Source organism: Streptomyces albospinus (genome assembly GCF_014648695.1).
GTDB lineage: Bacteria > Actinomycetota > Actinomycetes > Streptomycetales > Streptomycetaceae > Streptomyces > Streptomyces albospinus.
In genome coordinates this window covers 402,688-418,557 of record NZ_BMRP01000001.1, presented here as the reverse complement: position 1 = coordinate 418,557, position 15,870 = coordinate 402,688, and the positions used below count along the sequence as shown (strand labels likewise).

Below are 15,870 nucleotides of genomic sequence, written 5' to 3'. Positions count from 1 at the left end.
GGGCGCGGATCACACGGCGGTGAACCGGGCCGCCCGCTCGCGCAGCAGTGCGGCGGTCTCGGCCATCAGGTGCTCGGCGACGGTGTCGGCGTGACGCGCCTGCCAGGGCTCCAGGACGGTGCCGCGCACCCAGGAGTTGAAGGCGCCCATGGCCGGTCCGCAGTAGATCAAGTAGTCGACGGTCCGGCCGGGTTCGCCGCGCTGCGCGAGCCGGAAGCCGCGGTCGAGGTAGGTCCGGAAGGCGTCGGCCATCGCCCTCTTGGGGTCGCCGCCGGCCGACGTGGTGGCCGCGGGGAGCGGTCCGCGCAGGAACCTCTCCTCGATCCGGGCCCTGGTCGGGGCGTCGAGGTCGGCCAGCGAGTCGTGGCGGCGCCACAGTTCGTGCAGCTTGCCGGCGCGGGCGGGCAGGAACACGCCGCGCTTGACCACCTGCGCCCGCACGCCCAGTTCGAACATCTCCGGGGCGGGCGCGAGGGCCACGTCGTGGACGTCGAGCTCCTGGAGCAGGTCCTTGACGGCCGGGCTGGTGGCCGCCTCCGGGGTGCACTGGTTGATCGAGCCGGTGAGCACGAAGTCCGCGCCGAGCAGGAACGCGGCGGCTGCGGCCTCCGGGCTGCCGATGCCGCCGGCCGCGCCCACGTGCACCCGCGGTCCGGTGCCGGACGCCGCGTCCCGCAGTCGCAGCACGGTGGGCAGCAGGGTGGTGAGGCTGCCGGCGGCGTCGTACCAGCCGGATCCGGTCTCCACGCACAGGTCGTCGGCGAGCGGAAGGTCCGCGTAGCGCGCGGCGTCCTGCCCGGTCAGGGCTCCCGCGTCGACCAGGTCCTGGACGAGGGGGCGGGGGGCGGGCGCGAGGAACGCTGCTGCCATGTCGGTGCTGGACACCTTGGCGAGCACCCGGCCGCCGCTGAGCCGGTACTTGACGAGGGCGGGGGTGATGCGCAGGAAGCCGGACGCCTCGACGGTGCGCACGCCGGTGCGCAGGAAGAGGTCGACCAGCGCCATCTCCCGCTCCGGGTCGGCGTGTTGGTGGAGCAGGTTCGCGCCGTAGGCCCCGTCGGCGCCGAGGTCGGCGCGGATCGTGTCGAGGCCCGCCGCGACCTCGTCCAGGGTCAGTCCGCCGGTCCCGAAGAAGCCCATGCCGCCCGCCTTCGCGAGGCGCACCAGGAGATCCGCGCCGGACACCCCGCCGTACATCGAGCCGGCGAGGCAGGCATGGCGCAGGCCGTAGCGCTCGCGGAAGGTGTCGGAGCCGAGCGCCGCGGGCCGGGCCGCGTCGACGGCCTCCGCGACGGCTACCGGCGGTGCGGGCTCGACAGCGGGCGCCTGGACCGCGGGTTCGTGGACCGCGGGTTCGTGGACCGTGGTCTCGTGGACCGCGGGTTCCTGGACCGCAGGTTCCTGGACCGCGGGCCCCTGGAGCGCGGGCTCTTCCACGGTCAGCGGCTCGGCCTCCGCCTGGATCTTGGTGACGAGCTTGCGCAGCACCGCGCCGGGGCCGAGCTCCTCGAACGCGAAGTCGCCCTTGCCCATGAGGTACCGCACCGTGTCGGTCCACCGCACCGGCGAGGCGATCTGACGGGCCAGCAGCTGCTTCACCTCGCCGGGGCCGTACGGCCGGGCGTGCACGTTGGCGAGGACGGGGACCGCCGGGTCACGCAGCGTGAACCCGTCGAGGTAGGCGGCGAACTCCTCGGCCGTGTCCCGCAGATAGCGTGAGTGGAAGGGGGCGCTGACGTTCAGCGGCACGTAGTGCGCACCGAGCCCCTGGAACACCGGCTTGGCCAGGTCGATCTCGTCGGCGGGCCCGGCCAGCACGAACTGGGTGGGCGCGTTGTGGTTGGCGATGTCCAGGCCGGTCAGCCCGTGGTCGGCCAACGTCCGCTCCACCGTGGCCAGATCACGGCCGATGACGGCCGCCATCCGGCCGCCGCCGGCTCGGCTCATCAGCTCGCCCCGGCGGGTGACCAGCCGCAGCCCGGTCTCGAAGTCGAAGGATCCGGCGGCGAACAGCGCGGCGTACTCGCCGAGACTGTGGCCGACGAGGTAGTCCGGCGGCTCGGGGTCCTCGCGTCGGGTGCGGAGCCAGGTCAGCGCGCTGACCACGAAGAGCGCGGGCTGGGTGAACTGCGTCCGGCCCAGCTCCCGCCGGGGGTCCTCGACACACAGTTCGCGGATCGAGTACCCGAGCACCGAGTCCGCCAGCGCGGTCTGCTCGGGAAACTCCTCGAAGAGGTCCTTGCCCATCCCCTTGGCCTGGCTGCCCTGGCCCGGGAATCCGTACACCTTCATGACGCCGTCCTTGGATACGGGGTGGGATCGGTTGCGGGGGGCCACCGCGGCGCGCACGGCCGCCAGCGACCGGGTGTCCTCGCCCAGCGGGCTGAGCAGCGGCAACGACCGGGAGCGCGAGGAGGCGGCCAGGCCCTTGCGGGCGAAGTTGTGCAGGGTGCCGGCCGGTCCGAGGTCCAGGTACTGGAACGGACCGCGCCGCTCCAGCGCCGCCAGGGTCTCGGCGTACGCGATGGGCTGCCTGGTCGCCCGCCACAGGTGGTCGACCGTCACCCGGGCCACCTCGCCCGCACTGGCACAGGACACGACGGGGATCCGCGGCGGTCGCAGCCCGGTCCCCGCCATGACGGACCGGAACAGCGGCTCACCGGCGTCCATCAGCCGCGAGTGGAAGGCGTACCCGACCGGGACCCGCTGGCACACCACCTGGCGGGCCCGCAGCAGGTCCTCGACCGCGACCAGGTCCTCCTCGGCACCGGAGACCACGAAGTGGCCGGGGTAGTTCCGGGCGGCGACCTCGGTCCGCTCGCGCAGCAGCGGGAGGTCCTGGTGGAGCGCCACGTCCTCCAGGACCGCGAGCATGCCGCCGCGCGGCGCGTCGCGCAGCGCCCTGGCCTGGCGGACCAGGAGCCGCAGGCACACGTCGGCGTCGAGCACGCCCGCGAGGACGGCCGCGGTGAACTCGCCGAGGCTCGCGCCGAGCAGCAGGTCGGGCTCGATGCCGTACGCGATGAGGGTTTCGGCCAGGGCGAGTTCGACCATGACGATCGCCGGGTGGGTGAACTCGATGTCGTCGAACGGTTCGCCGCGTCCGCGGCCCGGGGCGTACAGGGTCGCCAGCACCGACTCGCCGAGCTCCGTCTCGGCCGCCGCGTCGAGGCGGTCCAGGGCACGGCGGAACACCGGTTCCGCCTGGTACAGGGACCAGCCCATCCGGCTGTACTGCGAACCCTGTCCGGAGAACTGGAAGACGACGGGCCGGCTCAAGCGCGTTCACCGCCCTGCTGCCGGCGTATCTCCGCGACCTGGAACTCGCCCTCGTGGAAGACGCCGAGGCCGGGTGGGACGGGCCGGTCCGCCAGGGCCGCGTCGGCGAGTTCGCCGACGGGCCGGTCGAGGCCGTCCAGCATGGCTTCGAGGACGGACTGGAGCCCGAGCAGGAGCCGGGTCGCGCCGGCGTCGGTGACCTGGTCCCGGTGGTAGGAGAGGTGCACGGTGACGACGTTGGTGGGGAACACGTCGAGGCGCAGCGGGAAGCCCATCTTGGAGACGAAGAACGCGGTGCCGGAGCGCTCCATGGTGTCCACGCCGACGTTCTGGAACACGATGTAGCTCTCGCAGGGCAGGGCGCCCCCGGGCAGGTCGCTCCAGCCGAGGACGGTGTCCAGGGGCGTGGTCTCGTGGCCGCCCATCTCGACGAGGGCGTCGAAGAGTTCCCTGAGGAACTCCCCCGCGTCGTGGCCGCGGTCCAGGCGGGTGCGCAACGGCAGGATGTTGAAGGCGGGACCCACCATCGTGGAGAGCGCCTCGGGGTCGGCGACCGGCGAGGAGCGGCCGGCGAGGAGCACGCCGTGCACCACGTCGTCGGACGCGGTGTATGCGGCGTTCACCAGCGCCCAGGCGCCCTGGAACAGCGCGTTGAGCGGGAGGTGGCCTCGCTGGGAGAGGCGCCGCAGACCCAGGGTGGTGTCCCGGTCCAGGGTGATGATCTGGCGGGCGCAGCCGTCCTCGGCGGGGCCCGCCGGCAGCTGCTTGCGGAGCCCGTCGGACAGGGCGGTCGGCCGGGTGAGGCCCGCGAGGGCACGCCGCCAGTACTTCTCGGCGGGCTGGTCCGGCAGGGCGCGCACGCCGTCGACGAACTCCTTGAACGGCAGCCGGTCCACTGCGGGAGTCGGGGCGCGGCCCGCGGCGGCGGCGTCGAGCAGTTCCTGTAGCCGGTCGGTGACGATCTCGAAGCTCCACCCGTCCAGGCAGAAGTAGTTCAGGCTCACCACGACCAGCGCGGTGTCCGCGTCGAGCAGGGCGACCAGGTAGCGGAGCCCGGAGGCGCTGCCCAGGTCGACGCCGCGCTCCCGGTCCGCGGCGAGGTACGTCTCCAGCCGTGCGTCCTGCTCGGCGCCGGGCCGGCCGCGCCAGTCGGCGAAGGTCGTCTCGGGGGTGGCTTCCTCGTGCACCACCTGCACCGGTTCCGCGAGGCCTTCCCAGGCGAAGGTGGTGCGCAGCAGCGGGTGTTCGCCGATCAACTGCCGGAAGCACTCGACGAAGACGTCCTCGCTGAACTCGGACACCCGCAGCAGCTGCATGCGGTGCACGAGGAAGAGGCCGGGCTCGGGGCGCTCCCGCCATACGCCCAGGGCCCACTGCTGGAACGGGGAGAGCGGGTAGACGTCGACGACGCCCGGGGCCTCGGACAGCGTGCGCAGGGCGGCACCGGCATCGTCCTGCCCGGTGGTCGCGGTCGGCGCGGGCGCGGCGGCGCCGGCTGCGGCGGCCTGCTCGTCCAGGGCGGCGGCCAGGGCGGCGACCGTGCCGTGCCGGAAGATCAGCTGCGGCGCGAACTCCAGCCCGCGCTGCCGGGACTTGGCGACGACGTGGATGGTGTGGATCGAGTCGCCGCCGAGCTCGAAGAAGTTGGTGTGCACGCCCACGTCGTCCACGCCGAGGACCTCCGCCCACACCTCGGCGAGGGCGTGCTCGGTGGGGGTCGTGGGCTCCGCGGAGGCGCCGTCGGCGTCGCCCTGGTCGAGCACCGGCGGCAGCGCGTCACGGTCGAGCTTGCCGTTGACGCCGACCGGCAGGGCGCGCAGCGGCAGGAACGCGGAGGGGACCATGTAGTCCGGCACCCGCTCCTTGAGGTAGCGGCGCAATGCGCGCACCAGCTCGGCGCCGGCGCGGTGGAACGCGGGGTCGTTCGTCAGGGCCTCCGGCGCGCGCGGCCCGTCCGGCAGGGCCCGCTCCAGGGCGAGCGGGTCGGTGCCGGCGCGGCTGAGCAGGACCGCGTAGCTGCCGTCGGTCGCGTCCGGCATCCAGGTGACGGTGACGGTGCGGCCGGTGTCCTCGCCGAGCTGCCACCACTGCTCCGGGTCCGCGTGGGCGCCGGGGTCGAGCGCGGTGTCCCGGACGAGTTCGCCGACGATCTCCTCGGCGTCCCGGTCGCGGAGTCGGTCCCGCTTGAGGTTGACGGCGGCGAGGCGGGCGTTGGGCACGCCGAGCACCGCGAGCGCCTCGGGCTGCTCCTCGTCGAGGTGCCGGCGCACCGCGGCGAGGCCGCCGCCGGCCGGCCAGTCCAGGGTGACGACGTCCGTGTCGCGGTCGGCGGCCGGCGCTCCGACGTGGAGGACGGCGTCGTAGCGGTAGCGGGTCAGTTCGTTGTCATGGCGGCCCCGGCGCAGCTGTACGTCGACGCCGCTGAGGGACGGGCGTTCCTCGCGCAGCGCGGTGAAGAACGCGGGGTGCACGAGCAGTTCCTGCTCCTGGCGGGTCTGCCGGGCGATCCGGCCGCGCAGCCGCCCGACGGACAGCTTCGCCGTGGCGCGGCTCAGTTCGACGTCGGTGTGGAAGGTGTCGAGCAGGGCGAGGTTGCGCAGGTCGCCCACGAAGACGGCGCCGTCGCCGGTCAGGCTGTCCAGGGCCTGGCCGAGGACGGTGCGCAGGTAGGCGGCGTCGGGGAAGTACTGGACGACGGAGTTGAGGATCACCACGTCGAAGGGCTCGTCGGAGAGTCCGGCGACCTCGTCGGCGGCGCGGCGCGACAGGGTGACGCCCGCGAGCTCGGGGCGCGCGTCGATCAGTCGGGTACGGACGAAGTCCAGGGCGGCCGAGGAGATGTCGGTGCCGTGGTAGCTCTCGCAGTGCGGGGCGATGCGGGACAGCAGCAGGCCGGTGCCGCAGCCGATCTCCAGGACACGCCTGGGCTTGAGGGCGAGGATGCGGGCGACGGTGCCGTCGACCCACTCCCGCATCTCCTCGGCGGGCAGCGGTTCGCCGGTGTAGCTGCTGTTCCAGCTGATGATGTTGAAGTCCGCCTCGCGCGGGTCGGTGTCCTGTGCGTAGGCCCGGTCGAACACCTCCGCCCACTGTGCGACCCGTTCGGCCATCGGGTCCTCGTCGGACTCCGCCGCGGCGGGCCCGGTGCCCGGCACGACATAGGCGACGAGCTGTTTGTGGTCGGGGTCGTGTGCGTCGTCGCGGGTGACGACGGCCGCCTCCTGCACGTCCGGGTGCTGCGTGAGCGCGGCCTCGACCTCGCCGGGCTCGATGCGGATGCCGCGGACCTTGACCTGGAAGTCGGCGCGACCGCGGTACTCGATCGCCCCGTCCGGCAGCAGCCTGGCCAGGTCGCCCGTCTTGTACAGCCGCTCGCCCGGGGCGCCGAACGGGTCGGGGACGAACCGCTCCTCGGTGAGCTCGGGCCGGTTGTGGTAGCCGCGGGCCACCTGTACGCCGCCGATGTGCAGTTCGCCGACGACGCCGACCGGCACCGGGTTGAGCCGCTCGTCGAGGATCAGGACGCGGGTGTTGGCGATGGGGCGGCCGATGGGCACGATGCCGCGCGCGTCGCCGGGCACGCACTGCCAGGAGGTGACGTCGACGGCCGCCTCGGTGGGGCCGTAGAGGTTGTGCAGCTCCGTCTTCGGCAGCCGCGCGAAGAACCGCTCCTGGAGGGCGAACGGCAGGGCCTCGCCGCTGCACACGACGCGGCGCAGGTCGGCGCAGTGCGCGACGAGGCCGTCCTGGCCGAGGAAGACCTGGAGCATCGAGGGCACGAAGTGGGCGGTGGTGACCCGCTCCCTGCCGATCACCTCGGCGAGCCTGGCCGGGTCCTTGTGCTCGTCGGGGCCCGCCACGACCAGGGTCGCGCCGGTCAGCAGCGGCCAGAAGAACTCCCACACGGAGACGTCGAAGCTGAACGGCGTCTTCTGGAGCACCCGGTCGGTGCCGTCCAGGCGGTACCGGTCCTGCATCCACAGCAGCCGGTTGACGATGCCCCGGTGGGTGTTGAGGACGCCCTTGGGCTGCCCGGTGGAGCCGGAGGTGTAGATCATGTAGGCGAGGGTGTCCGGGCCGGCTCCGTGCTCGACCGGCTCGCCGGACTCCTCGGCGAACTCCGCCCGGCGCGTGTCGAGGGCGACCACCTCCGCGTCCGTCGGGGGCAGTTCGGCGACCAGGTGTTCCTGGGTGAGGACGAGGTCCGGGGCCGCGTCGTCGAGCATGAACGCTCGGCGGCGCGCGGGGTAGTCCGGGTCGATCGGGACGTACGCGGCACCCGACTTCAGCACGCCGAGCAGCGCGACGACCAGTTCGACGGAGCGTTCCGCGCAGACGGCGACGAAGCGCTCGGGGCCCGCGCCGCGGCGGCGCAGCCAGCCGGCGAGCTGGTTGGCGCGGCGGTCCAGTTCCGCGTAGCTGATCCGTTCGCCGTCGAAGACGAGCGCCGGGGCGTCGGGGGTGCGCCGGGCCTGGTCGGCGATCAGGTCGGGCAGGCAGCGGTCCGCGCCGTCGAAGGTCCGGGCGGTGTCGTTCCACTCCTCGACGATCCTGCGGCGCTCGGGCTCCGGGAGCACCGGGAGCCGGGAGACGGCGAGCTCGGGTCGGGCGACCGCGGCTTCCACCACGGCGCGGAAGGCGTCCATCAGGCGGCGTACGGTGCCCGGTTCGAAGACGTCGCGGTTGTACTCCACCTCGACCAGGAGCTCGTCGGCGCAGTCGACGACGCTGATCCACAGGTCGAACTTGGAGGTGTCGATGCGGACGCCCTCGATCGCCTCGATGACCAGCTCGTCGCCGGGCTTGAGCTCCCGGGCGGGCAGGAAGTTGAAGCAGACCTGGAACAGCGGGTTCTGCGACAGGTACCGCTCGGGTTGCAGCGCGTCGACGAGGACCTCGAACGGCACCTCCTGGTGCTGCTGGGCCCCGTTGACGACCTCCTGCACCCGGCGCAGCACCTCGCGGAAGTCCGGGTCCCCGGACATGTCCGTCTTGTAGACGAGGGTGTTGACGAACATGCCGATGAGCGGCTCGATGTCGACCTGGGTCCGGTTGGTCACCGGTGAGCCGACCGGGATGCCGCTCTGGCCGGTGTAGCGGTGCAGCAGCACGTTGAGCGCGCCGAGCAGCACGACGAACAGGCTGACGCCCTCGCGGCGGCACAGCGCCTGGAGTTCGGTGCGCAGGGAGTCGGGATAGAAGTCCCTGAGGTCGCCGCCCTCGAAGGTCTGCAGGGGCGGACGCGGCCGGTCCAGGGGCAGCTCCAGGTTCTCCGTACGGTCGCCCAACTGGCGGCGCCAATAGTCGAGTTGGTTTTCCAGGCGGTCACCGGAGAGGTACTGGCGCTGCCAGACGGCGAAGTCCGCGTACTGCACGCGGAGATCGGCGAGCGGGGAGGGCCGGCCCGCGGCGAACGCTTCGTACAGGGTGAAGAGTTCCTGCCAGAACAGGCCGAGCGACCAGCCGTCGACCACGACGTGGTGGGCGTTGAGCAGCACGACGTGCAGTTCGGGTTCGAGCCGGTAGAGGGTGATCCGCAGGAGCGGGCCGGTCGCCAGGTCGAACGGCCGGCGCCCCTCGTCGAAGACCAGCGCGTCGAGCCGGGCCGGGTCGTCGGTGACGTCGACCAGGTCGATGGGGACGCGGACGTCGTCGAGGATCTCCTGCCACGGTTCGCCGTTCTCGCTGGGCAGGCGGGTGCGCAGCGACTCGTGCCGGCGCACCACCTCCTCGGCGGCGCGCTCAAGGACCTCGCGGCGCAGCGGCCCGCGGAGCCGGAAACTCATCGGGACGTTGTAGGCGGGGCTGTCGGGCACCATCTGGTCGAGGAACCAGAGGCGGCGCTGGGCGAAGGAGAGCGGCGGACGGTCGCCGGCCGGGCGGCGCGGGATGCCGGTGCTCCCCGACGCGCGGGCGGCGCCGCTCAGCTTCTCCAGCAGTGCCCGCTTCTGCGGGGACAGTCGCGCCTTGCGCGAGGTGGCGAGGTCTTCGCTGGACATGGCGGGCAAACTCCTCTGTTCAGAGACGGCGTCCTGGCTCTCGCCGGTTCACGCAAGCAGGGTGCTGATGGTCTCTTCGGGCAACTCGTCGATGCGCTCGATCAGTTCGGCTTCGAGCAGCTGCACCATGTCGGCCAGGGTGCGGGCCTGGAACAGCTCACCGAGGTCGAGCTCGAACGGGAAACCGCTCTTCAGCCGGGAGATGATCTGGGTGGCCAGGATCGAGTCGCCGCCCACCTCCTGGAAGTCGTCCTCGGGACGGGCCGTGGTGACGCCCAGCACCTCGCGCCAGGCGTCGACGACCAGTTCCTGGAGCGAGCCGCCGCCCGTCTCCTCGGGTGCCGCGGCGTCCGCGGCCACCTCGGCGACCGGCTCCGCCGCGGGGACGACAGCGGCCGGGGACGAAGCCGGGGCCTCGACGACGGCCCGGGCCGAGGCCGTGCGCGCCGCCTCGGCGGGGCCCTCCAGCGCTCCTTCCTTCTCGGCCAGGACGACCGCCTGGTAGGCCTGGTCCTCGCGCACCGGCGCCGGCGAGAGGCTGCGCACCGCACGGAATCCGCCGCGCTCCAGTGCCTGCCGCCACAGGGCGACGCTCAACAGCGGGGAGCCCGCCAGCCGGCAGTCGTCCTCGAAGGCCCACCAGCCGCCCATCAGGCCGAAGGTGAGGGTGAAGAAGTCCTGCGCGCGGGTGGTCTCCAGGAGGATCAGCACGCCGCCGGGGCGCAGGAGTTGCCGGGCGTGGGCCAGGGTGTCGTCGATGTTGCGGGTCGCGTGCAGCACGTTGCAGGCGAGCACGACGTCCTGGCTGCCGGCCTCGAAGCCCTGCCCGGTGGGCGAGGACTCGATGTCCAGCGGCGCGAAGGTCACGAACGGGTGGTCCTTGCCGTACTGGTTGCGCCCGTACTGCGTGAAGCCGCGCGAGATGTCGGTGTACACATAGCTCAGCCGCCCGTCCGTGCCGTCCAGTGCGGGCAGCACCTTGGCGGTGGTGCCGCCGGTGCCCGCGCCGATCTCCAGGACGGAGACGGTGGCCTCCGGGTCGCGCTCGCGGCGCGCCCGGACGTACCGCGCGACGAGCCCGGCCACCAGTCCGTTGGTGTCGCCGTCGCTGTGGTACACGGCCTCCACGGCGTCGAACGAGCCGCCGGGGAAGAGCACTTCGTGCGCCTTGCGGCGGCCGGTGAGGACCTCGGGGAACTCCTCCAGGCAGATCGTCAGGAGGTGGAAGTACCCGTCCATCTCCGGGTAGTCGGCGGTCACCTCGCGCTTGAGGGCCGCCAGCTCGTCCTCGTCCCAGGTCAGTGCCGAGGGGTCGGTGACCCGTTCGGTGGTGACCAGTTCCTCGCCCTCGGCGCGCAGGTAGCCGCCGTCGGTGAGGACGCCGAGCAGCCCGTGGAACAGCGCCGCGTGGTCGTCCACCACGCCGAGCCGGCGGACCAGTTCCGCCTCGCGGTGGCGTTCGCCCGCGGTCGCGAAGACGTCCATCCGGCGCAGCGAGGCGAACAGCATCCGGCGGCAGACCTGGGTCAGCTCGCGCACCATCACGTCGGAGCGCAGCGCCGCTTCGAGGTCCCCGGCCGACGGGTCGGACCGCAGGTGCTCCTCGGCCGCCGCGTCGAGCGCGCCGAGGACGGACGGCACGGCACCGGCCTCCGGGTCCGCCGGGGCGGGGTCCTGGCCGGCCGCTCCCGGTGCGGTGCCGTCGGCCCAGACGTGCGGGAAGACGTCGCGGACGAAGGGGTGTCCCGGCAGCGCGAGGCGCCGGGGCGCGCTGCCGGTGTGCAGGCGCGGCCAGTCCACCGTGGCGCCGGTGACCCAGGCCGCCGCGAGGGCGTCCGCGTCGCGGCCGGCGGCGGCCGGGGCCGGCGCTCCCGGGCGGCGGTCGGTGACCTGTCCGCGGTGTGCACCGGGTACGTCGGCGGCGCCGCCCGCGAACGCGTCGAGGGCGGTGGTCAGTTCGTCCAGCGTGCCGGCGGCCACGGCGAGCCGTTCGGGGAACGCCTCGCGGCCCACCTGGAGCGTGTACGCCACGTCCAGGAGCGCCGCGGCGTCGGGCCCGGCCGCCCGCAGGTGGGCCGCCAGCGCCCCGGCCTTCTCGCGCAGCTGGACTTCGGTCTTCGCGGAGAGCGGGACGAGCTGCCGGCGCCGGGGCACGGCCCGAGCGGGGCGCTCCGGAGCGGTGTACTCCTCGATGATCACGTGGGCGTTGGTGCCGCTGTAGCCGAAGGAGCTCACCCCGGCCAGGCGGGGGGCCGTGCCGTCGGGGGTCCACTCGGCCAGCTCGCGGCTGACGTAGACCGGGCTGTCCTCGAAGTCGGCGTGCTTGTTCTCGTCGCGGAAGTTGGTGGCCGGGGGGAGTTGGCCGTGCCGCATGCACAGCAGCACCTTGATGGCGCCCAGTACGCCGGCGGCGCCCATGGTGTGGCCGATGTTGGCCTTGATCGAGCCGATCGCGCAGAACTGCTTGCGGTCGGTGAAGTCCGCGAACGCCTCGGTCAGTCCGTGCACCTCGATCGGGTCGCCGAGGCTGGTCCCGGTGCCGTGCGCCTCGATGTAGCGCAGGCGGTCCATGTCGATGCCGTTGCGGCGGTAGACGTCGCGCAGCAGGGCGCTCTGCGCGGGGGCGCTGGGCGAGGTGATGCCGGAGGTCCGGCCGTCCTGGTTGGTCGCGCTGCCCCGGATGACACCGAGTATCCGGTCGTTGTCCCGGATCGCGTCGGAGAGCCGCTTGAGGACGAGGACGCCGACGCCCTCGCCGACGAGCATCCCGTCGGCGTCGGCGTCGAAGGGCCGGCAGGCCCGGCCGGGCGAGACGGTGCCGAGGGCCTCCATGGTGACGAAGGTCCCGGGGTGGTTGGCCACGTACACCCCGGCGGCCAGCGCGAGGTCCGACTCGCCGGACAGCAGCAGCCGGCGGGCGAGGTCGACCGCGACCAGCGAGGACGAGCAGGCGGTGTCCACCGTCATCGCCGGGCCGCTGAGGTCCAGTTGGTAGGCGAGGCGGGCGGCCATGATGCTGGTGTCGGAGCCCATCAGCGCGTGCGCCGAGTACTCGGCCTGGGGCGCGAGCCCGGTGCTGCCGACGATGGTGGCGACGGAGCGCCCGCGCAGCGCCGAGGCGTCCTGGGCCGCGTCCTCCAGGGCGTGGTAGCAGGATTCGAGCAGGACGCGCTGGGCCGCGTCCATCGCCGCGGCCTCGCGCGGGGCGATCCGGAAGAAGGCCGGGTCGAAGAGCTCGCTGCCGGACATGGCGCCGTAGCGCGGCGGCGCGGCGTCCGGGAAGTGCTCGCGCAGCAGGCCGAGGGCGACCGGGTCGTCGACCTCGGTGGTGCGGTCCGTGCCCTGGCTGATCACCTCCCACAGTTCGTCGGGGTTCTGCGCGCCGGCGGTGCGGCAGTGCATGCCGATGACGGCGACGGCCTCCGGCGGGGCCTGCCGGTCGAGCCGGGTCCGGACGCGTTCGGCGAGCCGGTCGAGGTCACCGGCCTCGGTCACCGCGCTGGTCGGGAGGTCCGTGCCGAAGTGCGCGTTGACCGCTTCGGTCAGCGCGACGGCCCGGTCCAGGCCGAGGTCCTGGAAGGAGGTCCGGTCGACCGCCTCGGGGGCGGCGCCGAGGACGCGGGCCACGAGGTCCGCCAGCGCCTGCTTGACGTGGGGTGACATTGAGTCTGTTTCTCCTTCAGCTCCGCGGGGCGCGCGGCTGCGCGGTGGTCTCGGCCAGGTGTGCCCGGTTGGTCCGCAGGCGCTCCTCCTCGGTCGAGGAGGTCTGCTTGCGCAGCTGGAACAGGCGGTGCCCGATCCAGCCGTGCCGCAGCGGCCCGGCGAGGTCGGGGTCGGTGTCGGTGTCGGCGGGGTCGTGCGGGAGCAGCCGCTCGATCACGAACCGGTTCCGGGCGAACACCTCGGCCCAGGTGCGTGCCGTGGGGACGCTGATCCCGGCGCCGGCGTCGACCAGGTCGCCGCTGAGCGTGCACAGGACGTCCGCGAGGAGGACCTGCCCGCCGTCCACGACCGCCGCGTCCAGGTTCGCGAAGAGTGCCTGCTTGTCCTCGACGCGGTAGCAGCCGCCGACGGCGTACGCCAGGTCGTAGGTGCCCGGGAAGGGATCGAGCGGGCCACCGGAGTGGCACACCTCGGCCCGGTCCGCCAGGCCGCGGGCGTCGATCTCCCGCTCGGCGGTGCCGGCCAGTTCCTTGTCGCCGGTCACGCCGTGCACGACGAGGTGCGGGTGGTCGGCGGCGAGGGCGAGGAGCGCGTCCGTATCGCGGCAGCCGAATTCCAGTACGGCGCCGAGCTGTTCCGGGTCCGCGCCGGCGAGCAGCAGCCGGTGCGGGGCCGGGGCCGCCTCCCGGTCGGGACCCGGCGCGGCGGAGCCGGCGGCGGCCGGGGACGCGGCGGGGGCGGCCGGGGCGGCGGGCCTGCGGCCCCCGCTTCCTGTGGTGAGCCGCTGCCGCAGGTAGGCGGCGAGCGCACCGGGCGCGGGCTGGTCGAAGACCAGGGTGACCGGCAGGCGCAGGCCGGTGGCCCGGTTGAGGCGGTTGCGGAGCTCCACCGCCGTCAGGGAGTCGAGGCCGAGCTCGACGAAGCCGGCGTCGGCGCCGACCGTCGCCGGGTCGATGACCAGGACGGAGCCGACCTGCCGGCAGACCAACTCCAGGAGCACGGCGTACTGCTCGTCCTCCGGGAGGTCGGCCAGGCCGTCGAGACCGGCGCCGGCGCCGGTGTCCGGCGCGGCGGCGGACGCCGCCCGGGGCACGGTCTCCAGCAGTGCGCGGTGCAGCGGATGGCCGGCGCCCGCGTCGGCCTGGGTGCGCAGCGCGGCCAGGTCGAGGCGCATCGGCACCTGGAGCGGCGCGTCGGCTCCGCGCGCCAGGTCGAACAGCGCGAGCCCGTCCGCGGACGGCAGCGGCAGCAGGCCACCGCGGGCCATGCGCCCGGTGTCGCCCTCGCTGAGGTGCTTGGTCAGGCCGGTGGCCTGCTCCCAGTAGCCCCATGCCAGGGAGGTGCCCGGCAGCCCCTGCGCCCGGCGGTGCTGGGCGAGGGCGTCCAGGAAGGAGCTGGCCGCGGCGTAGTTGGACTGGCCGGGGTTGCCGAGCACGCCGGCCGCGCCGGAGAAGAGCACGAACTCGGCCAGGTCCGTCCCGCGGGTCAACTCGTGGAGGTTCCAGGCCCCTTCGGCCTTGGGCCGCAGGACCCGGGCGAGCCGGTCGGGGGTCAGCACGTCGAACACCCCGTCGTCGAGGTCGCCGGCGGTGTGCACGACGGTGCCGAGCGGGTGCTCGGGGGGCAGCGCGCCGAGCACCTCCGCGAGGCGGTCGCGGTCGGCTACGTCGCAGGCCACCACGGTCACCCGGGCCCCTGCGGCGGTGAGTTCGCCGGTCAGCTCGGCCGCCCCTGGGGCGTCCGGGCCGCGGCGGCTGAGGAGCACCAGGTGCCGGGCGCCGCGCTCGGCCACCAGGTGCCGGGCGAGCATGCCGCCGAGGGTTCCGGTGCCGCCGGTGATCAGCACGGTGTGTGCCGGGTCCGGCCGCCGCGGCACCGTCAGGACGATCTTCCCGACGTGGCGGGCCTGGCTCATGAACCGGAAGGCGTCCGGGGCGCGCCGCAGGTCCCAGGTGCGCCGCGGCAGGTGGTCGAGGACACCCCGATCGAAGAGGTCCACGATCTCGGCGAGGATCTCGCCGATCCTCCGGGGCCCGGCGTCCACGATGTCGAACGCCCGGTAGCGGACGGCGAAGTGCTCCGTCGCGACCTGCCCGGCGTCGCGGATGTCGGTCTTGCCCATCTCCACGAACCGGCCGCCGCGCGGCAGCAGCCGCAGGGACGCGTCGACGAACTCACGGGCCAGCGAGTCGAGGACCACGTCCACGCCCCGGCCGCCGGTGACGGCCCGGAACTTCTCCTCGAAGCCCAGGTCGCGGGAGGAGGCCAGGTGGTCGTCGGGCACGCCGAGGCCCCGCACCGCGTCCCATTTGCCCTCGCTCGCGGTGGCGAAGACCTCTGCACCCAGGTGCCGGGCTAGCTGTACCGCGGCCATGCCCACGCCGCCCGCGGCGGCGTGCACCAGGACCGCCTCGCCGGCCTTGAGACCCCCCATGTCCACCAGGCCGTAGTAGGCGGTGGCGAACGCGACCGGGACCGCGGCGGCCTGCTCGAAGGACCATCCTCGCGGCATCCGGACCACGGTGTGCGCGTCGGCCACGCAGACCGGGCCGAGACCGCTGGGGAACAGGCCCATCACCCGGTCCCCGACGGCGAGGTGGGACACCTCGGCGCCGATCTCGGTGACCACTCCGGCCCCCTCGGCGCCGAGCGTCAGCTCCCCGGGGTACATGCCGAGCGCACCGAGGACGTCGCGGAAGTTGAGCCCCGCGGCCCGCACCTCGACCCGCACCTGACCGGGCGTCAGCGGTGCCTCGGCCGCGGGCCAGGGCAGCAGCGCCAGGTTCTCCAGGGTGCCGGCGCCGGCGGTGTCCAGGCGCCAGGCGGTGCCGTCGCCGGGCGGGACCAGCGCACCGTCCGAACCGAGCCGGGCCAACCGGGGCACCGTCGCCGCTCCCCCGCGCAGCGCGAGCTGCGCCTCACCGGCGGC

4 protein-coding genes are annotated in these 15,870 nt (G+C 73.8%); all 4 read right to left on the bottom strand.

What is annotated here, in order from left to right:
* Window positions 1–9: 9 nt before the first annotated feature.
* Window positions 10–3,279, bottom strand: coding sequence for an ACP S-malonyltransferase (gene fabD, locus IEZ17_RS01920; protein ID WP_189295613.1), 3,270 nt, complete (start codon window positions 3,277–3,279; stop codon window positions 10–12).
* Window positions 3,276–9,278, bottom strand: coding sequence for a non-ribosomal peptide synthetase (locus tag IEZ17_RS01915; RefSeq protein ID WP_189295611.1), 6,003 nt, complete (start codon window positions 9,276–9,278; stop codon window positions 3,276–3,278). The genes fabD and IEZ17_RS01915 overlap by 4 nt, the downstream gene beginning before the upstream one ends.
* A 48-nt stretch (window positions 9,279–9,326) precedes the next feature.
* Complete coding sequence (locus tag IEZ17_RS01910; protein WP_189295609.1) at window positions 9,327–12,941, bottom strand: beta-ketoacyl synthase N-terminal-like domain-containing protein; 3,615 nt, start codon at window positions 12,939–12,941, stop codon at window positions 9,327–9,329.
* 16 nt (window positions 12,942–12,957) lie between these two features.
* Window positions 12,958–15,870: SDR family NAD(P)-dependent oxidoreductase (locus IEZ17_RS01905; protein ID WP_189295607.1), on the bottom strand; the 2,913-nt coding region annotated here is incomplete at its 5' end.

What these genes read in the sequence shown, in the direction of transcription:
- IEZ17_RS01915 (WP_189295611.1), bottom strand. Translation starts at nt 9,278, where the DNA reads ATGTCCAGCGAAGACCTCGCCACCTCGCGCAAGGCGCGACTGTCCCCG.
- IEZ17_RS01910 (WP_189295609.1), bottom strand. Translation starts at nt 12,941, where the DNA reads ATGTCACCCCACGTCAAGCAGGCGCTGGCGGACCTCGTGGCCCGCGTC.